The sequence below is a fragment of the Flavobacterium kochi genome, from assembly GCF_048286715.1.
Lineage (GTDB): Bacteria > Bacteroidota > Bacteroidia > Flavobacteriales > Flavobacteriaceae > Flavobacterium.
This window is the reverse complement of sequence record NZ_JBLVPW010000013.1, coordinates 15189-41598: the sequence shown is the minus strand read 5'-3', so window position 1 is coordinate 41598 and position 26410 is coordinate 15189. Positions and strand designations below refer to the sequence as shown.

The window sequence follows — 26410 nt, the reverse complement described above, 5'->3', positions numbered from 1 at the left end:
TTTATTATATTTACAATAAAAATAATCAACACATGAGTTATACTGATAAAATGTTGCGTGACGATGCACTAAAAGGCAAAGTGATTGTCGTGACCGGTGGCGGAAGCGGTTTAGGAAAAGCAATGACTAAATATTTCTTGGAATTGGGTGCGCAAGTTGCCATTACATCAAGAGATTTAGAAAAACTAAAAAATACAGCTGCAGAACTGGAAACTGAAACAGGTGGAAAATGCCTGCCGATTCAATGTGATGTGCGTCATTATGAAGAAGTGGAAAACATGCTACTGGAAGTTTTAAATGCTTTTGGCAAAGTGGATGTTTTGCTTAATAATGCTGCGGGAAATTTCATTTCTCCAACCGAAAGATTATCGGCAAACGCTTTTGATACCGTAATTGATATTGTTTTAAAAGGTTCAAAAAACTGCACCCTTGCTTTTGGAAAACACTGGATTGACACCAAACAAAAATCAGCTACAATTTTAAATATCGTAACTACTTATGCGTGGACTGGTTCCGCCTATGTGGTGCCAAGTGCCACTGCAAAAGCGGGAGTTTTGGCTATGACAAGAAGCCTTGCTGTAGAATGGGCTAAATACGGGATTCGTTCCAATGCGATTGCTCCGGGGCCCTTCCCAACGAAAGGCGCCTGGGACAGATTATTGCCAGGAGATTTAGCCGAAAAATTTGATATGGCAAAAAAAGTACCGTTAAAACGTGTTGGAGATCATCAGGAATTAGCCAATTTAGCGGCTTATTTAGTATCTGATTTTTCAGCGTACGTAAATGGTGAAGTAGTTGTTATTGATGGTGGTGAATGGCTGAAAGGCGCCGGACAATTCAACATTCTGGAAGCTATACCCGAAGAACTTTGGGATCAGTTGGAAATGATGATCAAAGCAAAGAAGAATAAATAAGCTTATAAACAAAAAAAGAGAGTTTAAAAATGGCTCTCTTTTTTGTTTCTGCTTTTATTATTTTCCAAGGCAGCCAAAATTTCACTTTTCAGCAAACCACTTCCTCCGCCATAATGCTGCACAATAATTATATTTGGATTCTGTTTTTTGAAAAAAGCACACAAATTGGTTTCGCTTTCTTTATCAATCCCCGAACCCAATAAAACTATTGAAAACTCTTTTTGACTAAAAATTCCCTTTGCCTCTTCATCATTCATAACACCTACTCCACTCCAATCTTCGTTAGAATTAATGAGTCGGACAACAATTGCCAGAATATCGATATGTCGGCCTACGTAAAGAATATTGGTGGTTTCCATCATTCAACTTTTATAAAGTACAAACCTCAAAGATTACTATTCCTTTGAGGCTATACCTTTCGTTCCTGTGAAAATTATAATTTTATAAATTGCAATTCAATATTCAATCGAACATCTTCACCCACTAAAACTCCTCCAGTTTCCAGAGCTGAATTCCAATTCAATCCCCAGTCTTTTCTGTTAATTTTTCCTTCCAATGAAAAAGCCAATTTTGTATTTCCCCATGGATCTTTCATTAATCCACTAAATTCTGCCGCCAGTTTCACTGACTTTGTAACGCCGTGCATGGTTAAATCTCCAACCAATTCATATTCACCCTCATTAATTTTAGTAAATGAAATCGCTGTGAATTTGATTTCTGGAAACTGCGCTGCATCAAAAAAGTCAGGACTTAACAAATGGGTATCCCGATCAGTATTTCCGGTAGATATGGAATCGATTGCTCCGGTAAATTCAATTTTTGCGTTTTCAAAATCCGTATCTTCTGATTCAATTGAAGCGTCAAATTTTGAAAACTTCCCTGAAATAGTAGTAAACATCATGTGTTTTACTTTAAAACCAATTTCTGAATGTGTTGGGTCTATTGCCCATTTTGTTGTTGCCATAGTTTTGTATTTATTATTAGTAAGCGCTGTTATTTAGTATTATTTATTGCTGTTATTTATTTATCTGATTACAATTTCATTGGTACTTCCATCAAAAGGATTTCGGCATCAGCAGAATTTGCAGTGATTGTAATTGTATCGGTATCCCAAATTCCTAATCCGTCGCGTTCATTCAATCCAATATTTCCTATCGTAAAATCACCTTTCAAAACAAAAGCATAAATTCCGTTTCCTGGTTTTTTCAATTGATAAGAGGTAGAAAAACCAGTGTCAAATTTCCCGATATGAAACCAGGCATCCTGATGAATCCAAACCCCCTCATCTTCTGGATTTGGCGATAAAATTTGTTGCAATTTATTGTGACGGTCCTTCAGGTCCAAAGTAACTTGATCGTAGCGAGGTGTCACATTTTTTTGATTCGGATAAATCCAAATCTGTAAAAACTTAACCAGCTGGTCTTTATTCTTATTGTATTCGCTGTGAAAAATACCGGTACCGGCACTCATTACCTGAATATCTCCTTCTTTGATTACCGTAGTATTTCCCATACTGTCCTGGTGCTCTAAATCACCTTCAAGAGGAATGGAAATAATCTCCATGTTGTCATGCGGATGTTTCCCAAAACCCATCCCCTGATTCACTCTGTCATCGTTCAGAACCCTTAAAACACCAAAATTCATGCGCTCCGGATTCTGATAATTAGCAAAGCTAAAAGTGTGATAGGATTCTAACCAGCCGTGGTTTGCATGACCTCGGGTATCGGCTTTGTGCAAAATGTAATTGGTAATTACTTCTTCTTTTGTATTATTTTTATTTTCCATTGTCTTGTTCTTTATTATTATGATACAAAGTTGCGTCAAAAAAAGAGCGCATGCATTGAACTAGGACAAGAAATGAAAAATAACGAGAATTTACTGTTTGGCGATTTTGGTTCTTACTTTACTCAAAAACTCTGCAGAAATACCAAGATAGGAAGCAATATAATGCTGGGCAACACGTTGTGACAGTGTAGGATAATGCTCGAGAAACTCCAAATATTTCTCGGTCGCCGTTTTAGAAATAGTATTAAACAAGCGCTCTTGAGTAACTGCGAGATTGCGCTGCATCAATATTCTGAAAGCTCTTTCAAACTTTGGCGCTTTGACAAATAAAGCTTCTTTTGTTTCAGGACTGAACATAAAAAATTCACAATCTTCCAATGTTTCAATAAACACCCGACTCGGCTTATCTTCGTAAATACTAAAAGAAATATCACTTACCCACGCATTTTCGATAGCAAACTGAAGAATAACTTCAAAACCATTGGCATCAATATAATATTTCCTGACACAGCCTTTGATAACAAATGCTTCAAAGTTGCACATTTCACCTTCATGAAGCAGAATTGTTTTTTTAGGAACGGTTTTATATTCCAGTAAAGAATTGAAAATTTCCATTTCTTCTGGTTCAAAAGTCACATAACGACTGATATTTCTATTGATTTGTGAATACAAAGTGCTACTGTTTTTAGAAAACTAAAGGTAGAAAAAAATGCTAATTAACTACGCCCAATAAATATATTAATTAGCAACATTTCCTCTAAAAATAAAAACCACTCGCAATTAAATTCCTATTTTTGCTATGATAAATAAATAATACATCTTTTATGCTCATTATAGGAATTGCTGGTGGAACAGGAAGCGGAAAAACAACCGTAGTTCATCAAATTATGAATGAATTACCCGAAACAGAAGTAGGTATTATTTCACAAGACTCATATTATAAAGAAAATCACGGGCTGTCATTCGATGAAAGATCACTCATCAATTTTGATCATCCCCGCGCTATTGATTTTCAATTATTGGTCGCTCATCTGAAAGAGCTAAAAGAGGGAAAGAACATCAATCAGCCAGTATACTCCTTTGTAACGCACAACAGGACCGATGATACCGTTTTTACACATCCTAGAAAAGTGATGATTGTAGAAGGTATTTTAATTTTGGCAAATCCAGAATTAAGGGAATTATTTGATGTAAAAATATATGTTCATGCTGACTCTGACGAAAGATTAATCCGTCGTATGAAGCGTGATATTGCAGAACGAGGTCGCGACATGCACGAAGTTATCAATCGATACCAAACAACATTAAAACCGATGCATGAGCAATTTATAGAACCTACAAAAGCATTTGCCGACATCATAATACCAAATGACAAATACAATACCGTAGCCATAGACGTAGTTCGAGCGGTAATAAATCAAAAAATTCTGTAATTTAGCTGTACTTTTAAGCTATTAATTAGTAGCAGCTATTTCCCGCTTCACGCTTCAATATTTTTATTTTTGGCATCAAAAATAAAAGGATTACGTTGCAATCGGGACTAAAAAAATAAAAATGATAAATCCGTATAAAGATAAATCCTGGTTTAAATTTTTGAGTAACAAATACGTTTGGGTCTTGTTGTTTTTTGCTACTTGGATGATTTTTCTGGATAACTATTCCTATTTTGACCACCGCTTCCTGGACAAACAAATTGACGAACTGGAAGACAATAAAAAATATTATCAGGAAGAAATAAAAAAAGATCAGCAGAACATCAAAGAATTAAAAAATTCAGAACAAATAGAAAAATACGCCCGCGAGAAATACTATATGAAAAAAGATAGTGAAGATATTTATATCATTGAATTCGAAGGCGACACCATTGAAAAAAAAATAAATAATTAAAAATTTTAATTATTCAAAACCATAAAATAATCAACAAACAAAATGGCTGCAAACCTTTTCGATGATTTCAATCCCATTTCCTCCAAACAATGGAAACAAAAAATTCAATTTGAACTCAATGGAGCTGATTATAATGAAACTTTAGTTTGGAATTCCCCGGAAGACATTCAGGTAAAACCGTTTTACCACAAAGATGAATTCACAAAAGCTTTTTCAGTTACTACGAAAGCCACCCAATTCAAAATTTGTCAAAACATATTTGTTTATGATTTTGAGAAATCAATAGAAAGAGCACTGGATTCATTAAATCGGGGTGCAGACAGTCTTCGCTTTACAATAGAAAACGAATCCATTGATATCACAAAATTACTGGAGCAATTACCTTTAGAAAAAGTTAGTGTTTACTTCCATTTGAGCTTCATATCAATCGATTTCGTTAAAAAGATTGATACCTTTGCAAAGAAAAACAACACGACAATTTTCTGCAATCTGGATCCAATTGGACAATTAGCCAAAGACGGGAACTGGTTTGCCACTAAAGAAAAAAATAATTTTGAAACGCTCAATTTACTTTCTAAAGAAATAGCAGCTGTATCTTTAGTAAGCATCAATAGTGCATTGTATCAAAATGCAGGCGCTAACATGGTACAACAAATCGCCTATAGTTTAGGACATGCCAATGAATACTTAAACCGAATTGATTGCATAAACCAGCCTATCGTTTTTGAAGTTGCTGTTGGGACAAATTACTTTTTTGAGATTGCAAAACTGCGCGCATTGCGATTGCTTTTTAATTTGATTTCCAAAGAATACAGCCACAATCTGGATTGCAACATCATTGTTTCCCCTACGAAACGCAACAAAACATTATATGATTACAACGTCAATATGTTGCGCACCACAACGGAATGTATGTCGGCTATTATTGGCGGAGCTGATGCTATTGCTAATTTAGCTTACGATGCATTATATCACAAAGACAATGAATTTGGAGATCGAATAGCGAGAAATCAATTATTGATTCTCAAAAACGAAAGTTATTTTGACAAAGTAAATAATCCGGCTGATGGTAGTTATTATATAGAAAACCTTACCAATCAATTAGCCGAAAAATCTTTGGCTTTATTCAAGGATATAGAGTCCAACGGAGGTTTTCTGAAACAACTTAATGACGGAATTATCAAAAGAAAAATTCAGGAAAGTGCTGCTACGGCTCAAGAATTATTTGACAATGGCAAAGAAATTTTACTTGGAACAAACAAACATCCCAACAAAGAGGATAAAATGAAACACGATTTGGAACTGTTTCCTTTTGTAAAAGTCAAACCGAGAAAAACATTAATTACGCCAATAATCGAAAAACGACTGGCAGAAAAAATAGAACAGGAAAGACTGGAGAAAGAACACTGAGAATTTCGCTTTACGTTAAAAAATAGTTACAAAATAGTATAATTCATTGCTAAAAAATGAAAAGAAAAGAGCTTCAGCATATTCAATTAGAAAGTCAAAAGTCGAAAGTCGAAAGTGACAATTTATGGACTGACACCTTTCTCACGGCCGAAGGAATTGAACTAAAATCAACCTATTCGGAACAAGACATTGAAAACCTCAAACATCTTGATTTCGGAGCTGGTTTTGCACCAAATTTACGCGGACCATACGCTACGATGTATGTTCGCAGACCTTGGACCGTGCGCCAATATGCAGGATTTTCCACTGCAGAAGAAAGCAATGCTTTTTATAGAAGAAATCTGGCCGCCGGTCAAAAGGGACTTTCTATAGCGTTTGATTTGCCTACCCATCGCGGTTATGATTCGGATCATGAACGTGTAGTGGGTGATGTAGGAAAAGCGGGAGTTGCAATTGATTCGGTGGAAGATATGAAAGTATTATTCGACCAAATTCCACTGGATGAGATGTCGGTTTCCATGACCATGAATGGTGCCGTTTTACCCATTATGGCTTTCTATATTGTGGCTGCGGAAGAACAAGGCGTCAAACCCGAATTACTTTCAGGAACCATACAAAATGACATTCTGAAAGAATTTATGGTGCGCAACACCTATATTTATCCTCCGACTCCTTCTATGAAAATCATTGCCGATATTTTTGAATTCACCAGTAAAAAAATGCCAAAATTCAATTCGATTTCCATTTCTGGTTATCACATGCAGGAAGCGGGAGCCACTGCTGATATCGAGTTAGCTTACACGCTGGCCGACGGATTGGAATACATTAGAACGGGATTGGCAACGGGAATGAAAATTGATGAATTCGCTCCAAGATTATCATTTTTCTGGGCCATTGGGATGAACCATTTCATGGAAATCGCCAAAATGCGTGCGGGAAGAATGATCTGGGCAAAACTGGTAAAACAATTCGAACCAAAAGACGATAAATCATTAGCGTTGCGAACCCATTGTCAAACTTCTGGCTGGAGTTTAACGGAGCAAGATCCTTTCAACAATGTGGCTCGAACGTGTATTGAAGCGGCAGCAGCCGTCTTTGGAGGAACCCAATCTTTACATACAAATGCATTAGATGAAGCCATAGCGTTGCCAACGGACTTCTCGGCAAGAATTGCCAGAAACACGCAACTCTATTTACAAGAAGAAACTAAAATCACGAAAACCGTAGATCCCTGGGCAGGTAGTTATTATGTGGAAAGCCTAACCAATGAAATCGCCGAAAATGCATGGAAACTCATTGCAGAGGTGGAAGAACTGGGCGGAATGACCAAAGCCATCGAATCCGGAATTCCAAAACTTCGAATCGAGGAGGCGGCGGCCAGAAAACAAGCAAGAATAGATAGCGGCCAGGATATCATTGTGGGTGTAAATCAATACCGATTAGCAAAAGAAGATCCTTTACAGATTCTGGATGTGGACAACCAAATGGTCCGCAAACAACAACTGGAACAACTAGACCGAATTAAAGCGACCCGAGATACCGAAAAAGTACAAAACTCCCTAAAAAAATTAATCTTTTGCGCTCAGACAGGTGAAGGCAATTTATTGGAAATTGCCGTTGAAGCTGCCAGAAACCGAACCACTTTAGGAGAGATTAGCGATGCGCTTGAGACGGTTTTTGGAAGATACAAAGCACAAATTAAATCCTTTAGCGGCGTGTATAGTAAAGAAATAAAAGACGACAAAAGTTTTGAAAAAGCAAAACAAATGGCTGATGCCTTCGCTAAAAAAGAAGGACGTCGCCCTCGAATTATGATTGCCAAAATGGGGCAGGACGGACATGATCGCGGAGCAAAAGTTGTTGCTACCGGCTACGCCGATGTAGGTTTTGATGTTGACATTGGCCCACTTTTTCAAACCCCTGCCGAAGCTGCAAAACAAGCCATAGAAAACGACGTGCATATTTTGGGTGTTTCTTCTCTTGCAGCCGGACATAAAACCCTTGTCCCACAAGTAATTTCTGCACTTAAAAAATACGGCCGGGAAGATATCATGGTGGTCGTAGGTGGGGTAATTCCTGCCCAGGATTATCAGTTTTTATTTGATGCCGGTGCAGTTGCTATTTTTGGCCCTGGTACAAAAATTAGTGAAGCAGCGATCAAGATACTGGAAATTTTAATGGACAGTTTCGAGTAAAGAAAAACCTTTGTACTACTAATTTTAAAAAACATCAATCATAAGATTGGTGTTTTTTTTGAGCCATTTTTAATCCAAATTAGGAGTAGGTATTCCTATTAAAAAAAAAGCCTTTTACAGTAGTTAATTTTAACATAACATACAGGAAAAATTAACTTAAAAGGCTGAATAAATATGTTAATTTTACTGTAGACAAGATAATTTTCAAAATAATAGTTTAAAATAATTTTTTATTTAAAATATTGATATATAGCTAATTAAAATAATTAATAAGAAAAAGAAAACAGTAAACTTTAGCATTTATTTGTTCAATAAAATTTAACTTATTTAATATTAATTTAAAACCAAATATCATGAAATCATTAATTATTACTTTATTGTTTTTAGGTTTATGCGTACCATCTTATTCACAAGATCAGAAGAAAGATACCGTTCAGGGAAAGATGAAAATCACAGAATTGCCGCCAGTTGTAATCAAAAAAGCGGGGAAAGATTTCTCAGTCTATCTTCCGGATAATAACCCGGATCAAGGTGTCAAAGCTGTAGAAGAAAAATTCATCGCTTATGACCTTGGAAAAGACTATGAAGGGTTTGAAGAATATCTCTTGGTTATGAGTACCAAAAAAGGGACCTTATCTGCAACTTACGATGAGAATGGAAAATTAATGCGTGTAGTTGAAGAGTATAAAAATGTAAAACTTCCCAGTGAGGTAATTTATTCTATTTACAGAGCTTATCCAGGATGGGCTATTGTAAACGATCAATTTCTTTATACACAAAAGGAAGGGGATGTTGTTAAGAAACAGTATAACGTTAAGATTAAAAAAGACAAGGAAATCGTTAAATTGGTAGTTCGTCCCGATGGCGAAATTATAAAAATGAAATAATACTACTTTGAATACTAAATAAAGGAGGCTGCCAAAAAAAATATTGGCAGCCTCCTTGTTTGAATAAAGCAAATTTATATGTTTTTTATGTTTGCATTACTATCTGCAACAATAAACGAAGTATCATAACCCCCAAAGGATTTCATGTAACTTCGTATGGAAGTGCCATAAGCATCCCGGAAATATCTCTTCCCTTTATTTTTCAAATATTTTCTTACTGAACCTGCACCTCCAAGATGTGCAGCAGCCAATATTCCAGATTCCGTTATGTAGATTCCATTCATTATCGTGCCTTCGTATTTTTCAATTTCCTTTTTTAGCTCCCATTTGTTTTTTGCCAAAAGAGCAATAAATGCTTTTTCCTGCATTTCAGGACTATTCAAAAAAGCTGCACTATTGTGTATACCGATTGTTTTTAGTGTTTCAATACCAAACTGGTACTTACCTAAATATCCAAGTGAATTAATTTTTTTGTATTTGCTTTCAGATTCTCTGTATCCGATCGCTTCTTTGAAGCCAATAAAAAAATTTCCGGTAAAAGGGATATTCAAATTGGTGTAATCTTCTTGTTTTTCAGATGGAAATAAGTAGTGTGATCCATCTTCTTCATGTACTAGAAACCAAGAGTTGGTGTCTAAATTAAAGGGTTTAAAACCCGAGCTCAAAAAGGCAACAATAATTGCCAAACCTGCATAAAAATACCATTTCTTTATCATAAATTGTTTTTCTTCAAAACGCTGTCCCGTTAAGAAATTTCTACGTGCAAATATACGTAAAAAATAATAGTGCTGATAATCAATGAGTTAAAGTTTGCTAAAAATAGATTAAGTGTAATTTAACATCGTTGAAGTGCACCATTTCAATCGTTGGAGCTGGAATTTTCACTGTATTTAAAACTGAAAAAAGAGTCTTTAGAAAGTGTGATTTGGTATTAATTTTAGTCAGATCAACATCAAAACTCAAGTAAAATTGTCTGTATCGCTGTGTATTCAGGGTCGAAAATTGTGCCTCATTTGGTCTGTTTCCCCTAATCATTCCTTCGGCTCCGTAACCCAATGCAAGATTCAGCCATACCGGTATTTTTGAGTCTTTAGCAAAGGAATGTAAATTGATCGAAAGCCAATAGGTTTGTCCGTTATAATCTTTTAGCATTTGTTCTGTAAATGAACTACCTAAAACTTCTGGTCTCTGATTCGCATATTGGGTGGTATGAAAAGAAAATTTGGGAGTTATGCGCTGTTCTTTCCACAGCAATTCTTGCGAAACATATAAAGCCGTTCCCGAAGCATTTGCGATTATGTCGCCCGATGAGGCACCCCATTGAGAAGAATACCCATCCATAACCTCAACAGCCGTCAAAAAAGCAAATCCCAACCCGGCTCCGTAAACCAGCTGGTTCTTTTTACCGGCTCCGGCCCATTGCAACATTTCAGCACCAAACCTGCCTAAATGGTATGAAGAAAAAGAATGTCCCAATTTATCCATTTGAAGCCATTCCGAATTATCATTTATAAAATGAAAATCAGACCTGGGATAATCGGCGTACCAAAGCTGGTTTAAGCCTGCCAAAATCACCGAAGCCAATACGGCCTCAGAAAGCACCACGGTTTGTTGTCTTTTCTTATTTAAAGAATCCGATGGAGTAAGGAAAGTATTTGTATTTTGAGAAAAACCTATTTGACACTCAGTCAAAATCAAGAATAAAAAAAACAGTTTGATAAATTTCAAAACTATCTTTTTACACCTTGGCTGTTTATCCAATCGGAATATTTTTTCGCATTTTTATTATGTTCTTCCAAAGTAGCCGCAAATTCATGGTATCCAAAACGATCTACACTGGCACAGAAATAGATAAAATTGTTTTTTTCCGGATTTAAAACCGCTTCCAAGGCTGTAATATCGGGCATAGCGATAGGCCCGGGAGGAAGTCCGATATTTACATACGTATTGTAAGGGGAAGACATGGTTAAGTCATTGTAAAAAACCCTTTTTATAACCTGATCAAAATCATTTGATTTCTTTTTTATCGCATAGATAACTGTTGGATCAGCCTGCAATGGCATTTGTGCTCTCAAACGATTCAAATAAACGCCGGCAATTCTGGGTCTCTCGTCTTTTTTTACTGATTCTTTATGTACTATCGAAGCCAGAATAGTGGCCTCAATTGGAGTTAATCCTTGTTTAGCGGCCTTGGCAATACGTTCCTTGTTCCAAAAATTTCTATATTCTTTAATCATTTTGTCCCGGAATTTTTCAGCCGAGGTATTCCAATAAATTTCATACGTATTAGGAATGAACATCGCCAAAACATTTTCTTCGGTAAAACCATTTTCTTTCAAAAAAACAGAATCTTTAAATGTAGCCAGCAATGACAAACTGTCGGCTTCAATTTGAGATCCCACGCGTCCGGCAAAATTCTCCAAACGTTCCTGATTATTGAAAGCTAAATTTACCGGTAAATTGATTCTCATAGCTTTCACCAATTCATAACTATTCATTCCTTTTGTGAATAAGAAACGACCTGGTTTCACATTTTCCGGATAATCTCTTTTATTGGCAACCGTTTCAAAACGGTCCATATTTTCGATATAAGGAGCGATTATTTTTTTGACATCTTCGTACTTAGAGTCTGTTGGAATATAAACGTAAACCTCTTTATCTGCAAACTTCGTATTCGCTGAAAAAATTTGACGCAACAAAATAAATCCGTAAACTAGTAATACGGATATTAATGCAACAGACAGGATAGTTATAATTTTCTTTAAATTCAAAATAGTATTGTTTTTTAAAATTGCCGCGCCAGTTCGCTGACGCTCGTGTGATTATTAATTAATTGAAAAATAGCTTCGTCTTTATAAATCCCGTTAACTAAATTCCAATCTTTTTTTATGCCGATAGTTTGAAAACCAAATTTAGTAAAAAGAGCGGTACTTGCTACATTTTCAATGCCAATATTTGCATATAATTGATGCAGGTTAAGATGATGAAAAGCATAATGAATTAACAATTCCAATGCTTCAGAACCAATATTCCGATTTCTGTTTTCATGGCCTTGAATCACAATCCCCACTCCTGCCCTATTATTCTTTGGATCGAAATCAAATAAATCAATTAATCCCAAAGCCGGAAAATCCTGATCCTGACAAATGGCCAATCGCAATTGCTTGGCTTCATAAATATCCTGATGTGCATTTTCCAGATATTGTTTTACCAAAAAACGACTGTAAGGCGTGTGCGTATTGCTCACTTCCCAAATGCTTTGGTCATTCTCTATAGCATAGACAAACTCCAAATCATTGGGTTCCAATGCCCGGATGTATATAGTATCACCTTTTAATGTTATCATTTTGGGAATTAGATTCTTGGTTTCGGGTTCTTGTTATATCTCGATAGTACCCTTAAATACAAATTCAGCAGGTCCTTTCAAGAAAACATTGGTAAACTGCCCTTCTTTTTTATCAAAGGAAACCACTAATTTTCCTCCTTCAACATTCAAATCTATTGAGTTCGCTTTCGTTTCCCCTAAGGCATTCATCGCTATTGCTACGGCAGTTGCTCCTGTTCCGCAAGCTAATGTTTCATCTTCAACTCCTCTTTCGTATGTTCGCAATGAAAAAGTAGTTTCATCTATTTTTTTTACAAAATTAATATTACTTCCCTGTTTCCCATACAATTCACCGTATCGAATGCTCGCTCCGTTTTCTTTGACATTATAGTGTTCTAAATCATCTACCAATTGTATATGATGCGGAGAACCAGTATTCATAAAAACATATTCCGGCGTTATTTTCACCTCTTCGACATCTATCATTTGTAAAGAGACTATTCCATTGTCGGCAACTGAAGCATGATGCAGACCATCTGTTGCTATAAAAGTAGTGTCGTCTTCAATAACGTTTAGCTTTTTGGCGAAAGCCACTAAACATCTTCCACCATTCCCACACATGGAACTTTGATTTCCATCTGAGTTGTAATAGACCATTTTGAAATCGGCTTCAATGTCATTTTCTAATAAAATAAGCCCGTCTGCACCTATCCCAAAACGTCTGTCGCATAAGTGGGCTATAAGCTGAACATCATCTTTTGGAAAAATTCCCTGACGGTTATCAATCATCACGAAATCATTTCCTGTTCCTTGGTATTTATAAAATTCTATTTGCATTTTCTTTGAATTGAGATATACAAAAGTACGAACTATTAATGAAATGTTAATCATTGTTAAAGGGCGCGTTAAACTGTTTTATAAAAAAAAATTTAATGCTATTTTTACCTTAAAATAATTTAAAAATGAAATCTAATATGAAACGATTTTCAACACTGTTTTCAATATCATTACTGAGCGGAGCCGTGACGTTAGGCTCTTATAAATTATTATTTGACACTGATGGTTATTTTTCGGGTAACAAAAACCCACTCGTAACGGTAGCGTCAGATTCGTATGGAAAACGCGTCGGATTATCAGCTGAAAATGTTGATTTTACCGAAGCTGCCGACAAAACAATTCATACGGTAGTTCACGTAAAAAATGTATCGCGCAAAACGGTCACCAACCCAATGCTTGAATATTTCTACGGCTACGGCGGGCAGCAGCAACAAGAACAGGTAGGAACGGGTTCAGGTGTAATTATTTCTGAAGATGGTTATATTGTAACGAATAATCATGTAATAAAAGATGCTTCGGAAATTGAAATCACCTTAAACAACAAAAAATCATACAAAGCCAAACTCGTTGGAACCGATTCCAAAATGGACATTGCATTGGTAAAAATTGATGCTGATGAGAAATTACCCTATACTGTTTTTGCCAATTCTGATTCGGTCAAAATTGGAGAATGGGTTTTGGCGGTAGGAAATCCCTATAACCTGACCTCTACAGTAACGGCAGGAATTGTCTCGGCAAAAGCCAGAAATCTGGACACCAGCGGCATTCAGTCTTTCATACAAACAGATGCAGCCGTAAATCCCGGAAATAGTGGTGGTGCCTTGGTAAACACCCGTGGGGAATTAATTGGTATCAACACGATGATTTCATCCATGACTGGTTCTTATGTTGGTTATTCTTTCGCCGTTCCGTCAAATATCGCCCGAAAAATAATCGAAGATATCATGGAATTCGGTAATGTCCAAAGAGGAATTCTTGGAGTTGAAGGTGGAGAATTAAACGGAACTGCTTCTAAAGAATTAGGGATTTCCCAAACACAGGGATTTTACATCAGCAAGGTCACTAAAAATTCTGGTGCCGAAAAATCAGGTCTTCAAAAAGGGGACATCATCGTAAAATTGGACGACCAAAATGTGGCTACCTATGCTGATTTATCTGGTTATATAAACACGAAAAGACCTAATGACAAGATTCAGGTAACTTACATTCGTGACGGAAAAAATAGAATTATCCCTGTATTTTTGAGTAAAAACGAATTTTTCAGTACCGAATTTAAAGGCCTGGAATTGGAAAACTTAGATGCTTCAGACAAAAAGAAATTCAATCTGGGCTATGGTGTTAAAATTAGATCCATTACCAATGACAACCTAAAACAATATGAAGAAGAGCTCAAGGGGAATATTATCCTGAGTATTGACAATCTAAAAGCAACAGATATAGAAACGGTATCTAAACTTTTAGGTAAAAAGGACGAAAGCCAAAGTATCCGAATTGAAATGATTAATAAAAACGGAGAAATTATAAAAATTATCATCTAATACTTATGCTGTCAAAATGAAAGCCACCTTGCAAACCAAGGTGGCTTTTTTATTTTAAAAATAAATCATAAAATAGCTTACGAAATCGATTGAAATAGGTACTTTTGCGCAAATTTTAAAAAAAGCATTTCATTTATTTCATAAATTTTCAACATGAGTATTACATACGAGAAAGAAGTTTCTTTTCAAGCCGACAGGAGACGTGCAGGAGTAGAATTGATCAAAATCATTAGTGATCTGTGGTATGACAAATCAATTGAAATGGTCTTATTTAGAAATCAATTAATTGACCGAAACGTTAGCGAAATCATCAACCTGCATGATTATGCAGGCGAATTTGTGGGGAAACCAATTTCTGTATTTGACTCGGTAGAAATAGCCAGAGTTGTTTTAGAATTGGATTTACCTCCTTCAAAATTGGACATTGGTAAACTTACTTATGAATATCGTTTAGAAGATGAAAAATATCCTGACACGAGGCATTTTGTACTAGCCAAATTAAAAGACGCCAAAAAATATGAAGAAATACAACCTAAAGATGTAGTGTTATATGGCTTTGGCAGAATTGGAAGATTACTAGCCCGTGAATTGCTTTCAAAAACCGGAAAAGGAAACCAATTGCGATTGAGAGCCATTGTAACTCGTGATAGAAACGACGCGACTTCTTTAGAAAAAAGAGCTTCATTATTGCGTTATGATTCTATTCACGGCGATTTTCAGGGTTCAGTTGTTGCTGACACTAAAAATAATACTTTGATAATTAATGGAACAACCGTTCACATCATCACGGCAAATGCGCCTGAAAAAATTGATTATACGCGCTATGGTATTAACAATGCTTTGGTTATTGATAATACCGGTGCTTTCACAGATCATGAAGCTTTGAGCAGGCATTTAGTTTCAAAAGGAACTGATAAAGTCTTGCTTACTGCTCCAGGAAAAGGAGTTCCAAATATTGTTCACGGTGTAAATCAAAATGAATACAATCCAGATGAAACAAACATTTTTTCGGCTGCGTCGTGCACAACCAATGCAATAACACCGATCCTGAAAGTTGTAGAAGACACTTTGGGAGTTGTAAAGGGACATTTAGAAACCATACACGCCTATACCAACGATCAGAACTTGGTTGACAACATGCATAAAAAATACCGTCGCGGCAGAGCTGCTGCCCTGAATATGGTAATTACCGAAACAGGTGCAGGAAGTGCCGTTGCAAAGGCATTACCGTCTCTTGAGGGAAAATTAACTTCTAACGCTATAAGAGTACCGGTCCCTAATGGCTCCCTGGTAATTCTTAATCTTGAAGTTAGCAGAGTAACTTCACTTGCGGAAATTAATGCTATTATGAAAAAATATGCTTTGGAGGGCGAACTGGTAGAACAGATTAAATATTCGTTGAATAACGAGTTAGTTTCTTCAGATATTGTGGGTACTTCGGCACCATCGATTTATGACAGCAGCGCAACGATTGTTTCCAATGACGGAAAAAATATAGTGCTATACATTTGGTACGACAACGAATATGGCTACAGCCACCAAGTCATCCGATTGGCAAAATATATTGCTAAAGTAAGACGTTTTACCTACTACTAGCATTTAGATTACAGGTTGTGCGTTGCCGTTTTTTAGTTTTAGTTTTAGTTTTAATTTTTTTTATATAAAGCAACCCAACCTGAATTAAATAGAAAATCCGTTTCATCATGAAGCGGATTTTTTTTTGTTTTTGGAATATCGAACAAGCGTATCACTTAAATCGGTAAAACGGTCGTACTCTTCACTTCCGAAATAATAAAAAAGCTGTTAATCAAAGAAACCTCGGGTAAAACGGATAATTTCTTCTGATGAAAATAATGGTAACTTTCCATATCCGGCAATACGATTTTCAACATATAATCAAAATTTCCAGAAACAAAATTACATTCCACCACTTCTGGCATATTTAGAATCGCCTGATTAAATCCTTCTGAAATATCATAATTCTGTTTTACGAGCGTCACCTGGCAATAAACCGTCAGATTTTTACCTAGTTTTTTTTTATTCAAAATAGAAACATACTTCTCAATAATCCCTTCTTTTTCCAGGCGCTTTACCCTGTCATGGACCGGTGTCAGCGACAGGCTTATTTGATTGGCAATATCTTTCAAGGTCAAATGCGCATCTTCCTGAAGAAGACGTAAGATTTTTTTGTCAGTTTCGTCCAGTATCATAGTTAAAAAATTGATTGTAGCTTCTTTTTTATTTAAAAAAAGCAGTTTTTTTTTCTTTTTAGAAATATAAAAAAAGGCTTTTAAAGAAATATTTTATGCTAAATTACTAAATAAAATGAATATTTTCTTAATTTAACACCATATAGCAATAATATTTTCTTTATATAGTATGTTTGTAATGCAATTATACTCAAACATTTAAACACATCACTATGATAATCGGAATTCCTAAAGAAATCAAAAACAACGAAAATCGTGTTGCACTTACACCAGCAGGTGTTGCCGAATTCAAAAAACAAGGCCATATCGTTTATGTACAAGCAAGTGCTGGTGAAAACAGTGGTTTTAGCGATAAGGCATACCTTGAAGCTGGAGCGGAGTTATTGCCAACAATTGAAGACGTTTACAGCATCGCTGAAATGATAATTAAAGTAAAAGAGCCTATAGCTTCTGAATATCCTTTGATCAAAAAAGACCAATTATTATTTACCTACTTCCATTTTGCATCATCGGAACCATTGACCCATGCTATGATTGAACGTGGCGCAGTATGTTTGGCCTATGAAACGGTTGAAAAAGCAGACCGTAGCTTGCCTTTATTGGTCCCAATGTCCGAAGTGGCAGGACGTATGTCCATTCAGGAAGGCGCAAAATATTTAGAAAAACCATTGAAAGGAAAAGGAATTCTTTTAGGTGGGGTTCCGGGAGTTCCTCCTGCTAAAGTATTGGTTTTAGGTGGTGGAATCGTAGGAACCCAAGCAGCAAAAATGGCTGCAGGGTTTGGTGCTCAAGTAACCATTATGGACGTAAGCTTAGCACGTTTACGTTATTTATCTGATGTCATGCCAGCTAATGTAACCACTATCATCTCCAATCATTATAATATCCGTGAAGCAATTGCAACTGCTGATTTAGTTATTGGAGCTGTTTTAATTCCAGGAGCCAAAGCACCGCACTTAATCACTCGTGATATGTTGAAATTAATGGGTCCGGGAACTGTGGTAGTTGACGTAGCTGTTGATCAGGGAGGCTGCATCGAAACCTGTACACCAACCACACACGAAAACCCAACTTTTATCATAGACGACATCGTACATTACTGCGTGGCCAATATGCCAGGCGCAGTACCTTATACTTCTACATTGGCCCTTACAAATGCTACGTTACCTTACGCGCTGCAATTAGCGAACAAAGGATGGGAAAAAGCATGTGCCGAAAATGAAGAATTGAAAAAAGGATTAAACATTGCAAACGGAAAAATCCTTTACAAAGGAGTTGCTGAAGCTTGGAATCTGCCTTTTCATGAAGAGTTAGTGTTAGAAAACGCAGTTAGCTAACATTAAACAAGTGCTTACTACACTAGAAAAACCCGCCTTGTCTCAAGGCGGGTTTTCTGTTTTTATATAATTAAAAGAATTTTAGAAGTAATCTTCTGTAAAACGTAGGGCTGGTTATGCACCACCATCTTTTACTGTGTTACACTTCATAAAAGATTTCCCCTTTTGCTCCCTTGCAGTTGCAAACGAACCGCAGTAATCAAAACTACGCTTTCGGTTTCGTCATATAATACACTGGAATTCCAGTAAGCATAATCAGTACTCCCCAACCACAGGTAGAAAACTTAGTAAGTAATAAAGAAATACACACTGCCGAAGCGATAACTATGTATATAAAAGGAAGAAAAGGATAGCCAAAAGCCTTGTAAGGTCTTTCCACATCAGGCATTTTCTTACGAAGGATAAAAATTCCGTAGATGGTCAGAATATAAAAAATCAATACAATAATAATTACAAAATCCAGCAAATCTCCGTACTTCCCTGTCAGACACAAAGCCGAAGCCCAAAAACACTGTATCCATAAAGCCCAGGCAGGCACACTCGCATCATTAAGTACCGCTGCTTTCTTGAAAAATAAACCATCATTTGCCATCGTATAACAGACTCTGGCTCCTGCCATAATCAATCCGTTGTTACAGGCAAAAGTCGAAATCATTATCATCACTGCAATGATAATCGTCCCCATATCTCCAAAAGTATATTGTGAGGCCACAACCGCTACTCTATCTGATTTTGCGGTAGCAATCTCGTCCAAAGGAATTACGGCCAGGTACATCAAATTCGTAAGAACATAAATAACTGTAACGATGAAGGTTCCCAAGAACAAACTCAAACCTACATTACGTTTTGGATTTTTAATTTCACCCGCTATAAAAGTCACTCCCACCCAAGCATCACTGGAAAATAAAGAACCTACCATTGCTGCCGAAATTCCGGTTAACAAAGCCGTTCCACCTATTGGCATCCAAGAACCGCTTTCGGTATTGAAGGCTCTGGAACTAAAAGCATTTGTCCAGTTCGTATTCCAAATTTCTGCTTTTGCGGCAAGAATAAAACCAAAAACAATTAATCCAAACAACGATAAAATTTTAATTACCGTCAAAATCGTTTGCATAATTTTACTGTTTTTCACTCCGCGACTATTGATATACGTCAGTAAAATAATCGTGATTATAGACACTATTTGTGCTGCATTGAGCTTAAAAGAGCCTATTTCATACAGAATATTTTCGTCACTTAATGGCGGAACCAGATAAGCCGCAAATTTAGAGAAACCAACACCTACCGCAGCAATCGTCCCTGTTTGAATCACGGCAAAGAAACTCCAGCCATACAGGAAAGCAATCAGTTTATTATACGCTTCTTTAAGATATACATATTGACCCCCTGCTTTTGGAAACATAGCACTCAATTCGCCATAACTTATCGCTGCAATCATCGTAATCAATCCCGATATCAGCCAAATCAAAATCAGCCAACCCGCTGATCCCACTTGTCTGGCAATATCAGCACTTACAATAAATATCCCTGAACCTATCATAGAACCCACTACAAGCATGGTTCCGTCAAATAATCCTAATTCTCTTTTAAAATCTTCTGGTTTTTGGTCTTCCATATTTTTAGTTTGCGGGGTTTATCGGTTTGGTTATAATTGGCTAAAGATATACTTTTTTTAGAAATTTAAGAAAATAGAGAAAAGGATGCGCAATAATTTTAAAGTTTTGGGCATGACCCCTCCGGCAAAGTATCCAGTTGGTCCGGAATCCTTCGGAGAATTTATTTTTACTTTAGCAAAAGAATAAAGATTACATTTGTCATAGTGACAAATGAACTCAAATTAATTACAGTGAAGGTATTACAGTAAATGAATTTGAAGTAACAAATAACAATGTTTATTATTTGACCTTCTTCAAAATAGCGACAGCAGAAAAAAAAACTCGATGAAGTAAAAAAAACGACCAATTGATTTCGATAAAAAATACTGAATAATCTTTATTCACGGGCTGCGTTTTAGTCATCCCGTGCTTTTTTAAAAAATAAAAAATATGCATTCCAAAAAACTGACTCTCTTATCTTTAACTGTTTTACTTGTATTTACTTGCAATCTTTTTAGTCAAATTGCACTCCCGAAAATTCTAGGACATAACATGGTTTTACAACGACTGAAAGAAGTACCAGTTTGGGGAACCGCTGGTCCGGGCGAAAAAATATCGGTTGCTTTTGCTGGACAAAGCAAAACAACAGTTGCTGACAACGCTGGAAAATGGTCAGTGAAACTCAGCCCGATGAAAGCATCATTTACACCACGCGAAATGATCATTAAAGGGACAAATACAATCGTACTGAAAAACATATTGGTTGGGGAAGTCTGGCTTTGTTCAGGCCAGTCGAACATGGAATATGCCATGCGAAAATATGGCAAATTCAAGACAGCGGTGAAGGGAAATAGACCGCCTGAAGATGATTTAAACACAGCAAATAATCCAAATATCCGCATTTTTCTTGACCGTCGAAAATACATGGATCCAAGTCCGGAACATCTCGGTTGGGACAAAGCGATGGGAGGACCATTGGTTGATTTTTCAGCTGTTGGTTACTATTTTGCAAAAGACTTATATGCCAAATTACAGGTGCCTATCGGAATGGTTGCTGCAGCAGTGCCTGGTAGTCGGATTGAACCATGGATTCAGGCTTCTAAAATGGACAAGAAACCTAAAATGAAAAATGGGAAAATTTTAGACAAACTAAGTGCGGATGGTGGCGATCCTGGTAAATTTTATGACAGCATGATACAACCACTAATTCCTTTTGCATTGAAAGGAATTCTATGGTATCAGGGGGAATCAAATTGTTTTCTAAACGAAAATATCCGGTATGCTTATAAGTTTACAACACTAATAGAAAGTTGGCGTAACGATTGGAACGATAAAAAATTACCTTTTTATTTTGTTCAAATAGCTCCTTACAATTATTCTGCTGCCAAAGATGTTCGTAAACATACTACTGAAAATCTTCCTGAATTCCGGGAAGCACAGGCACTGGCATTACATTTAAAGAATACAAACATGATTGTAATTACTGATTTAGTCGACAGCATTGCTGATTTACATCCCGGATACAAATGGCAGGTTGGCCGCCGTTTGAGTCTTGTTGCCGCAAATAAAGCTTACGGACAAAAAAATGTCATTTGTTCCGGACCTGCATATCAAAAAATAAAAATAGTACACAATACCATTGAAGTCACTTTTTCAAATGTAGGAAGTGGTTTAGCAAGCCGTGATAAAAAATCTCTTACTTGGTTTAGTGTAGCAGGAGCTGATGGAAAATTTGTGCCGGCAAAAGCTGAAATAGATGGCAATAAAGTAATCGTTGGCGCTCTCGAAGTTCAACATCCCCTTTCGGTGCGTTTTGGCTGGAACGAAGCTGCTCAATCCAATTTTATCAACAAAGAAGGACTTCCTGCCGTTCCTTTCAGAAGTGATAATCCGTGGGATAAACTTTTCTATTAAAACAATTTCATCAATAGATAAACCGAACTAAAAATAAAGTCGCAGAATTGTGCGGCTTTATTTTTTTAGGAACTGCTTTAATGTCCGTCTTGAAATAACGATACACAAAATCCGCACGATCTTACTCTATTTTCAAATGGCAAGGAGAAAACAGTGTGCTTTAATTCGTTTTCATAGGCGGCAAATCAAATGCAGCTGCTTCATGTTCAAAATTGTTGCGGTGTGAACCATCACAAAAAGGTTTGTTGGATGATAATCCACAACGGCAAAGTCCCAATGCAGTTCTTCCTTCCAATCCATAAACTTTACCCTCATAGTCCATTATTTCGAACTCTCCTTCTATTTTTATAGATCCGTTGCGATTAATTATTAATTTTGTCTTACTCATAGTGCTATTGCTTTTTTTGAGCCCAAAGATTGCAAAAATATATCCTGACAGGGCTGCAATTGCTATTTTTTTATGATGCAGAAGGCTAATTTACATTAATTCTATATTGAGTAAAAGCTAAATTATGAGGCAATAGTAACGACAGCAGCCCCAACTACCGAGACTAAATAAATCCCAATCCTTTTTCTGATTCCCTTTTTACCCTCTCTTTTTATCGCTTTACTTCCCCAATATAAATTGCAAAATCCCCGCTCTCTAAATACGCTTCCTAAAGTAGCGATTTTGTTTTTATTCAAAAAACATTACTGCTTGTAAGATTATATCTAAAGAACATTAATTTCAAAAAAAATACATCTAACATTTTGAAAATAAGCAAATTACATTAAATATTATTGTATTAATTTCGTAAATTTACAGTTCAAAAAATTTCGATAAGTAACAAACTAAGTTGGAATGAGTTGAAACGAATTCAAACCGAAACATGTCCTCTTACCAAAATGACCTGACATTTGAGAAGACAAAAAAATAGGAAATGCTTGAAAAACCCCAAATCAAGCCTGGTGAAATAAAATAAAAAGTATAGACGACTATCGTAGTTCTTTAAACATTGATTTGAAATAAAATTTGATGAGGGAATACCCTTGTATTTTTTTATGCAATTTAATGTAATCCAACACTGTTTTACCAAATAAACAGATTCGAAAATTAATATCATTCCATTAAAGAGTTAAGCACTAAACATAATTTATAAACATTTAATAATAACTAATATGAAAAATAAACTATCAAAAAAAGCTATCAGAGGGAATGTGAATTACAAAAAACAAATTTCAGTTGTTTGTATCGTTGCTCTTGCATTGTTTATGACCATCTCAGGATGTCAAAGTAATGATGTTTTAATGGATTCGGAAGGCAGTTACAACTCCACTGCAAAAATATTTCGCAGCAGTACCAATTATGCCCAGGTAAACCTCATTTCGGATGTCGAAGAATATGATGCGCAATTAATCGATCCCAATCTTGTGAACGCATGGGGCATTGCATTTGGCCCAACCGGAGGCATATGGGTTTCAGCAGCTGAAACCAGTGTATCCACTATATACGGTCAGGAGGGTAATATTCTTCGCGCTCCCGTTCATATTCCGTTTGGAACCGGAGGAGGCAATCCAACAGGGCAGGTATTTAATTCAACTACTTCTTTTGTTATTCCGGCAACAGGACAGGTGAGCAGATTTATTTTCGTTACCGAAAACGGAACGATCGCCGCATGGGCTGGAGGTAATAATGCCGTAACAGTAGCCGACAGATCGGCAGACGGAGCGGTTTACAAAGGCGTTTCGCTGGTAAACAACAATGGCGAGTGGTTTCTTTATGCAACGGATTTTCATAATGGAAAAGTGGACATGTTCGACCACAATTTTGCTTTCATAGGAAATAGCATGTTTGCCGATCCTACAATTCCTGTAGGTTTTGCTCCCTTTAACATTAGAGAAATCGGCGGCAGCCTATTTGTTACCTATGCTAAGCAACTGGGTCCGGACAATGAGGATGATGAAGCCGGTCCAGGCAATGGTTATGTAAATATCTTCAATGCCGGCGGTGTTCTTAAACACCGTTTTGCTTCGCAAGGAACTCTTAATTCTCCCTGGGCAATTGAGCTTCTGAAATTTAACAACGGATTTGCAATAGCTCCCGAATTGCCTTTGGCACAACAAACGATCCTGATTGGAAACTTTGGTGATGGCCGCATTAATGCCTATGACGGCAAAGGAATGTTTCTTGGCCAGCTGCAAAGTAATGGTTCCCCAATAGAAATTGAAGGACTATGGGCACTTTCATATCCTCCACAACAAAACACTGCTTATAAGGATGCCCGCAACCGAATTTATTTCACTGCTGGTCCTGATGAGGAAGAACATGGATTGTTCGGGTACATTATTCCGACCTACAAAAAACCGTAAACTCAAAATATCAATTTATTTGATTAACCTGGTAAATGACTCAACTCAGTGCCGGGTTTTTTATTTTAAAAACTTCCTTTATTTTTCTCAAATGAATAAACCTCTCGATTGTGCAAACTATTAATTCGAGTTCGTTCTTTGTTTTCCAAAATTGTTTCCACAATTTGTAAATCTTAATTAAAGTACCATTCGCAATCGCGCAAACGGATGCTGATTCCGGTTCCCTTTTTATTTTTAGTGTATAAGCAGGATGATTTCCATCTAAATTGTACATTTGCCTACGTCGTACATTTTTTTGGCTGTGTTTATTTTTTTCCTATTCACAACCTTTTTAATTTTAACAAAGAAGAATTCAATACCATATATTATTTAAAGCATGAGTATCTTAACAAAAGTAAATGTTTACAGAAGGATTTTAACGCACAGCCTGACTAAAAACATTGGCCGTTCACAAAAGAAACAACACATTGATTTGACTCAAAAGATAGAAATTAAAAGAGTTTTAATTTCTAGACCCAATCATAGATTAGGGAACCTATTGCTAATCACGCCACTGGTACAAGAAGTTATAATCACTTTTCCGCAGTGCAAAATTGATTTGTTTGTAAAAGGAGGTTTAGCCCCTATTGTTTTTCAAAATTATGAAAACATAAATTACATCATTGAGCTGCCTAAAAAACCTTTTAAACATATAATAGATTATTTTAAAGTTTGGATAAAAATCAAAAGACAGCATTATGATATTGTTATAAATGTGGATAAAGGTTCTTCATCCGGAAGATTATCGGCACAATTTGCTAATGCAAAATATAAATTTTTTGGTGAAGTGGACGAAAACATTCAATTGAAATACAAAGATTACGAACATATTGCAAAATATCCGGTGTATGAATTTAGAAGTTTTTTAACCAAATTAGGATTTGAGAAAAACGAGAATCCAGTTTCCTCATTGGACCTCAAGCTAAGTCCTTCAGAAATTGCTGAAGGTCAAAAAATTGTACAGAAAATAGTCGATAACGATAAAAAAACAATTTCCATTTTCACCTACGCCACTGATGATAAATGCTATTCAGAATCTTGGTGGGAAGAATTCTATGATCGATTAAAAACAGCATGCCCAAATTACAACATTATTGAAGTTTTACCCGTTGAAAATATTTCGCAGATTGGATTCAAAGCACCTACATTTTATAGTAAAGACATTCGTGAAATAGGGTCTGTGATTGCGAATACCGTTATTTTTATTGGTGCTGATAGTGGCATTATGCATTTGGCCAGTGCTTCGCAAACCCCAACTGTCGGTTTATTTTCACGTCCTAATATAAACATGTATGCGCCTTACAATAATAATAGTATAGCAATAGATACCAATACTAGTACTACGGATGATTGTATTGAAATCATCAATAAAATCCTTATTGCCTAATGATTTAGCATTGCTTTTTACAAAAAACCCAAATTAAATAACCATGAAAAGAATACTCTTTTTAGTTTTTACACTTTTAATTACCAAAGCAATTTGGGCGCAGGACAACTACTCCTTTTCCTTAACTATGGATCATGCAGCGCTTTCAGTAAAAGACTTAGATCGTTCGGTAGATTTTTACACCAACGTTCTGAAACTTAAAGAAATTACTAACCTCACCAGAAAAGAAGGCATTCGTTGGATTTCTTTGGGAGATGGAAAAGAATTGCATTTAGTCTCTACTATTAAAGAACCCGTTGTAATAAATAAAGCGGTGCATCTTGCTTTTAAAGCGACTAACTTTGATGAACTGGTAAAAGTATTGGAAAACCTAAAAATTACTTATTCTGACTGGCCAGGAACACTTCATAAAATCAATGTCCGTGCTGACGGTATCAAACAGATTTATTTTCAGGATCCCGATGGATATTGGATTGAAGTAAACAGTGTCGAAAAATAACCGCCCGTCATTCTAAATCTGCAGCTTAGTCGTAATGCCAAAATGCGAGTAAGAGAATGGATAAGCGTCACGACTCTCGCAAAAGAATAATAAACCACTCTAATCGCAGGTGTGAAAAATGATACTTTTCTTCTAAATTGTGTAACATTTTCTTCGCACCTATTGTGCAACACTTTGTAGTATAGATTTTAGTTCTCATTTGGACCAGATAATAAAGCAGATAGCTGCCATAACCTGTAAATCCATTGGAGTTAAAAGATGAAATGAAATCAATAAAAAACAAAAAACTCCCTAGTTTCCTG

26 protein-coding genes are annotated in these 26410 nt (G+C 36.2%); 13 read left to right on the top strand and 13 right to left on the bottom strand.

Annotated elements, in window-relative coordinates; all coding sequences use genetic code 11:
• Nucleotides 1–32: 32 nt before the first annotated feature.
• Nucleotides 33–914: an SDR family oxidoreductase gene (locus ACNQGH_RS12670; RefSeq protein WP_417956380.1), complete on the top strand. Its 882-nt coding sequence runs from the start codon at nucleotides 33–35 to the stop codon at nucleotides 912–914.
• Between the two features lie 23 nt (nucleotides 915–937).
• Here the strand turns inward: ACNQGH_RS12670 and ACNQGH_RS12665 are convergent, their stop codons facing one another.
• The 4 genes from ACNQGH_RS12665 to ACNQGH_RS12650 form a co-directional block, all read right to left on the bottom strand.
• The gene (locus ACNQGH_RS12665) at nucleotides 938–1276 is read right to left on the bottom strand and encodes a hypothetical protein (RefSeq protein ID WP_417956379.1); all 339 of its coding nucleotides are present in this window, start codon (nucleotides 1274–1276) and stop codon (nucleotides 938–940) included.
• Between the two features lie 71 nt (nucleotides 1277–1347).
• Nucleotides 1348–1878, bottom strand: a complete 531-nt coding sequence (locus tag ACNQGH_RS12660) for a YceI family protein (protein ID WP_417956378.1) — start codon at nucleotides 1876–1878, stop codon at nucleotides 1348–1350.
• Nucleotides 1879–1946: 68 nt separating this feature from the next.
• Nucleotides 1947–2699, bottom strand: coding sequence for a pirin family protein (locus ACNQGH_RS12655; protein WP_417956377.1), 753 nt, complete (start codon nucleotides 2697–2699; stop codon nucleotides 1947–1949).
• 90 nt (nucleotides 2700–2789) lie between these two features.
• On the bottom strand, nucleotides 2790–3371 hold the full coding sequence (locus ACNQGH_RS12650; RefSeq protein ID WP_417956376.1) for a Crp/Fnr family transcriptional regulator: 582 nt from the start codon (nucleotides 3369–3371) through the stop codon (nucleotides 2790–2792).
• 152 nt (nucleotides 3372–3523) lie between these two features.
• Between ACNQGH_RS12650 and udk the strand changes: the two genes are divergently transcribed.
• The 5 genes from udk to ACNQGH_RS12625 all read left to right on the top strand — a co-directional run bounded on the left by udk (nucleotide 3524) and on the right by ACNQGH_RS12625 (nucleotide 9078).
• Nucleotides 3524–4132: a uridine kinase gene (gene udk / locus ACNQGH_RS12645; protein WP_417956375.1), complete on the top strand. Its 609-nt coding sequence runs from the start codon at nucleotides 3524–3526 to the stop codon at nucleotides 4130–4132.
• Nucleotides 4133–4253: 121 nt separating this feature from the next.
• Complete coding sequence (locus ACNQGH_RS12640; protein WP_417956374.1) at nucleotides 4254–4586, top strand: FtsB family cell division protein; 333 nt, start codon at nucleotides 4254–4256, stop codon at nucleotides 4584–4586.
• A gap of 42 nt (nucleotides 4587–4628) precedes the next feature.
• Nucleotides 4629–5996, top strand: coding sequence for a methylmalonyl-CoA mutase subunit beta (locus tag ACNQGH_RS12635; RefSeq protein ID WP_417956373.1), 1368 nt, complete (start codon nucleotides 4629–4631; stop codon nucleotides 5994–5996).
• A gap of 56 nt (nucleotides 5997–6052) precedes the next feature.
• Complete coding sequence (gene scpA, locus ACNQGH_RS12630) at nucleotides 6053–8191, top strand: methylmalonyl-CoA mutase (protein ID WP_417956372.1); 2139 nt, start codon at nucleotides 6053–6055, stop codon at nucleotides 8189–8191.
• Between the two features lie 353 nt (nucleotides 8192–8544).
• Complete coding sequence (locus ACNQGH_RS12625; protein ID WP_417956371.1) at nucleotides 8545–9078, top strand: hypothetical protein; 534 nt, start codon at nucleotides 8545–8547, stop codon at nucleotides 9076–9078.
• A 74-nt stretch (nucleotides 9079–9152) separates the two neighbouring features.
• Here the strand turns inward: ACNQGH_RS12625 and ACNQGH_RS12620 are convergent, their stop codons facing one another.
• The 5 genes from ACNQGH_RS12620 to dapF all read right to left on the bottom strand — a co-directional run bounded on the left by ACNQGH_RS12620 (nucleotide 9153) and on the right by dapF (nucleotide 13240).
• A complete protein-coding gene (locus tag ACNQGH_RS12620; protein ID WP_417956370.1) occupies nucleotides 9153–9794 on the bottom strand; it encodes a peptidoglycan-binding protein LysM in 642 nt (213 codons plus the stop codon).
• Nucleotides 9795–9891: 97 nt separating this feature from the next.
• Nucleotides 9892–10770 carry a DUF2279 domain-containing protein gene (locus ACNQGH_RS12615; RefSeq protein ID WP_417956369.1) on the bottom strand — a complete coding sequence of 293 codons (879 nt, stop codon included), beginning with the start codon at nucleotides 10768–10770 and terminating at the stop codon, nucleotides 9892–9894.
• A gap of 38 nt (nucleotides 10771–10808) precedes the next feature.
• Complete coding sequence (gene mltG, locus ACNQGH_RS12610) at nucleotides 10809–11849, bottom strand: endolytic transglycosylase MltG (protein ID WP_417956368.1); 1041 nt, start codon at nucleotides 11847–11849, stop codon at nucleotides 10809–10811.
• A 14-nt stretch (nucleotides 11850–11863) separates the two neighbouring features.
• On the bottom strand, nucleotides 11864–12424 hold the full coding sequence (locus ACNQGH_RS12605; protein WP_417956367.1) for a GNAT family N-acetyltransferase: 561 nt from the start codon (nucleotides 12422–12424) through the stop codon (nucleotides 11864–11866).
• Nucleotides 12425–12457: 33 nt separating this feature from the next.
• Nucleotides 12458–13240 carry a diaminopimelate epimerase gene (dapF, locus tag ACNQGH_RS12600; RefSeq protein WP_417956473.1) on the bottom strand — a complete coding sequence of 261 codons (783 nt, stop codon included), beginning with the start codon at nucleotides 13238–13240 and terminating at the stop codon, nucleotides 12458–12460.
• A 137-nt stretch (nucleotides 13241–13377) separates the two neighbouring features.
• On the opposite strand from dapF, the gene ACNQGH_RS12595 reads away from it, so the two are divergent.
• Nucleotides 13378–14778, top strand: coding sequence for a S1C family serine protease (locus tag ACNQGH_RS12595; RefSeq protein ID WP_417956472.1), 1401 nt, complete (start codon nucleotides 13378–13380; stop codon nucleotides 14776–14778).
• 153 nt (nucleotides 14779–14931) lie between these two features.
• Nucleotides 14932–16374 carry a glyceraldehyde-3-phosphate dehydrogenase gene (locus tag ACNQGH_RS12590; RefSeq protein ID WP_417956366.1) on the top strand — a complete coding sequence of 481 codons (1443 nt, stop codon included), beginning with the start codon at nucleotides 14932–14934 and terminating at the stop codon, nucleotides 16372–16374.
• 155 nt (nucleotides 16375–16529) lie between these two features.
• On the opposite strand, the gene ACNQGH_RS12585 is transcribed toward ACNQGH_RS12590, so the two are convergent.
• The gene (locus tag ACNQGH_RS12585) at nucleotides 16530–16988 is read right to left on the bottom strand and encodes an Lrp/AsnC family transcriptional regulator (protein WP_417956365.1); all 459 of its coding nucleotides are present in this window, start codon (nucleotides 16986–16988) and stop codon (nucleotides 16530–16532) included.
• A gap of 212 nt (nucleotides 16989–17200) precedes the next feature.
• On the opposite strand from ACNQGH_RS12585, the gene ald reads away from it, so the two are divergent.
• Nucleotides 17201–18325 (top strand): alanine dehydrogenase, encoded by a 1125-nt coding sequence (gene ald / locus ACNQGH_RS12580; protein WP_417956364.1) that lies wholly within the window; start codon nucleotides 17201–17203, stop codon nucleotides 18323–18325.
• Between the two features lie 205 nt (nucleotides 18326–18530).
• Here ald and ACNQGH_RS12575 read toward each other — a convergent pair whose 3' ends face one another.
• The gene (locus ACNQGH_RS12575; protein ID WP_417956363.1) at nucleotides 18531–19940 is read right to left on the bottom strand and encodes an APC family permease; all 1410 of its coding nucleotides are present in this window, start codon (nucleotides 19938–19940) and stop codon (nucleotides 18531–18533) included.
• Nucleotides 19941–20472: 532 nt separating this feature from the next.
• On the opposite strand from ACNQGH_RS12575, the gene ACNQGH_RS12570 reads away from it, so the two are divergent.
• On the top strand, nucleotides 20473–21834 hold the full coding sequence (locus ACNQGH_RS12570) for a sialate O-acetylesterase (RefSeq protein WP_417956362.1): 1362 nt from the start codon (nucleotides 20473–20475) through the stop codon (nucleotides 21832–21834).
• 160 nt (nucleotides 21835–21994) lie between these two features.
• On the opposite strand, the gene ACNQGH_RS12565 is transcribed toward ACNQGH_RS12570, so the two are convergent.
• Complete coding sequence (locus ACNQGH_RS12565) at nucleotides 21995–22222, bottom strand: CDGSH iron-sulfur domain-containing protein (RefSeq protein WP_417956361.1); 228 nt, start codon at nucleotides 22220–22222, stop codon at nucleotides 21995–21997.
• A 122-nt stretch (nucleotides 22223–22344) separates the two neighbouring features.
• Nucleotides 22345–22518 (bottom strand): hypothetical protein, encoded by a 174-nt coding sequence (locus ACNQGH_RS12560; protein ID WP_417956360.1) that lies wholly within the window; start codon nucleotides 22516–22518, stop codon nucleotides 22345–22347.
• A gap of 474 nt (nucleotides 22519–22992) precedes the next feature.
• On the opposite strand from ACNQGH_RS12560, the gene ACNQGH_RS12555 reads away from it, so the two are divergent.
• From ACNQGH_RS12555 to ACNQGH_RS12545, 3 genes are all read left to right on the top strand, one after another.
• Nucleotides 22993–24183, top strand: a complete 1191-nt coding sequence (locus ACNQGH_RS12555; protein WP_417956359.1) for a TIGR03118 family protein — start codon at nucleotides 22993–22995, stop codon at nucleotides 24181–24183.
• 376 nt (nucleotides 24184–24559) lie between these two features.
• Entirely contained in the window at nucleotides 24560–25609 is a 1050-nt protein-coding gene (locus ACNQGH_RS12550; protein ID WP_417956358.1) for a glycosyltransferase family 9 protein, read from the top strand.
• Between the two features lie 43 nt (nucleotides 25610–25652).
• Nucleotides 25653–26108, top strand: coding sequence for a VOC family protein (locus ACNQGH_RS12545; RefSeq protein ID WP_417956357.1), 456 nt, complete (start codon nucleotides 25653–25655; stop codon nucleotides 26106–26108).
• The last annotated feature ends 302 nt before the right edge of the window (nucleotides 26109–26410 follow it).

Bases quoted from the DNA above. Each gene is read 5' to 3' on its own strand.
- ACNQGH_RS12670 (WP_417956380.1), top strand. From the start codon at position 33: ATGAGTTATACTGATAAAATGTTGCGTGACGATGCACTAAAAGGCAAA.
- ACNQGH_RS12665 (WP_417956379.1), bottom strand. From the start codon at position 1,276: ATGATGGAAACCACCAATATTCTTTACGTAGGCCGACATATCGATATT.
- ACNQGH_RS12660 (WP_417956378.1), bottom strand. From the start codon at position 1,878: ATGGCAACAACAAAATGGGCAATAGACCCAACACATTCAGAAATTGGT.
- ACNQGH_RS12655 (WP_417956377.1), bottom strand. From the start codon at position 2,699: ATGGAAAATAAAAATAATACAAAAGAAGAAGTAATTACCAATTACATT.
- udk (WP_417956375.1), top strand. From the start codon at position 3,524: ATGCTCATTATAGGAATTGCTGGTGGAACAGGAAGCGGAAAAACAACC.
- ACNQGH_RS12640 (WP_417956374.1), top strand. From the start codon at position 4,254: ATGATAAATCCGTATAAAGATAAATCCTGGTTTAAATTTTTGAGTAAC.
- ACNQGH_RS12635 (WP_417956373.1), top strand. From the start codon at position 4,629: ATGGCTGCAAACCTTTTCGATGATTTCAATCCCATTTCCTCCAAACAA.
- scpA (WP_417956372.1), top strand. From the start codon at position 6,053: ATGAAAAGAAAAGAGCTTCAGCATATTCAATTAGAAAGTCAAAAGTCG.
- ACNQGH_RS12625 (WP_417956371.1), top strand. From the start codon at position 8,545: ATGAAATCATTAATTATTACTTTATTGTTTTTAGGTTTATGCGTACCA.
- ACNQGH_RS12620 (WP_417956370.1), bottom strand. From the start codon at position 9,794: ATGATAAAGAAATGGTATTTTTATGCAGGTTTGGCAATTATTGTTGCC.
- ACNQGH_RS12605 (WP_417956367.1), bottom strand. From the start codon at position 12,424: ATGATAACATTAAAAGGTGATACTATATACATCCGGGCATTGGAACCC.
- dapF (WP_417956473.1), bottom strand. From the start codon at position 13,240: ATGCAAATAGAATTTTATAAATACCAAGGAACAGGAAATGATTTCGTG.
- ACNQGH_RS12595 (WP_417956472.1), top strand. From the start codon at position 13,378: ATGAAACGATTTTCAACACTGTTTTCAATATCATTACTGAGCGGAGCC.
- ACNQGH_RS12590 (WP_417956366.1), top strand. From the start codon at position 14,932: ATGAGTATTACATACGAGAAAGAAGTTTCTTTTCAAGCCGACAGGAGA.
- ACNQGH_RS12585 (WP_417956365.1), bottom strand. From the start codon at position 16,988: ATGATACTGGACGAAACTGACAAAAAAATCTTACGTCTTCTTCAGGAA.
- ald (WP_417956364.1), top strand. From the start codon at position 17,201: ATGATAATCGGAATTCCTAAAGAAATCAAAAACAACGAAAATCGTGTT.
- ACNQGH_RS12575 (WP_417956363.1), bottom strand. From the start codon at position 19,940: ATGGAAGACCAAAAACCAGAAGATTTTAAAAGAGAATTAGGATTATTT.
- ACNQGH_RS12570 (WP_417956362.1), top strand. From the start codon at position 20,473: ATGGTTTTACAACGACTGAAAGAAGTACCAGTTTGGGGAACCGCTGGT.
- ACNQGH_RS12565 (WP_417956361.1), bottom strand. From the start codon at position 22,222: ATGAGTAAGACAAAATTAATAATTAATCGCAACGGATCTATAAAAATA.
- ACNQGH_RS12555 (WP_417956359.1), top strand. From the start codon at position 22,993: ATGAAAAATAAACTATCAAAAAAAGCTATCAGAGGGAATGTGAATTAC.
- ACNQGH_RS12550 (WP_417956358.1), top strand. From the start codon at position 24,560: ATGAGTATCTTAACAAAAGTAAATGTTTACAGAAGGATTTTAACGCAC.
- ACNQGH_RS12545 (WP_417956357.1), top strand. From the start codon at position 25,653: ATGAAAAGAATACTCTTTTTAGTTTTTACACTTTTAATTACCAAAGCA.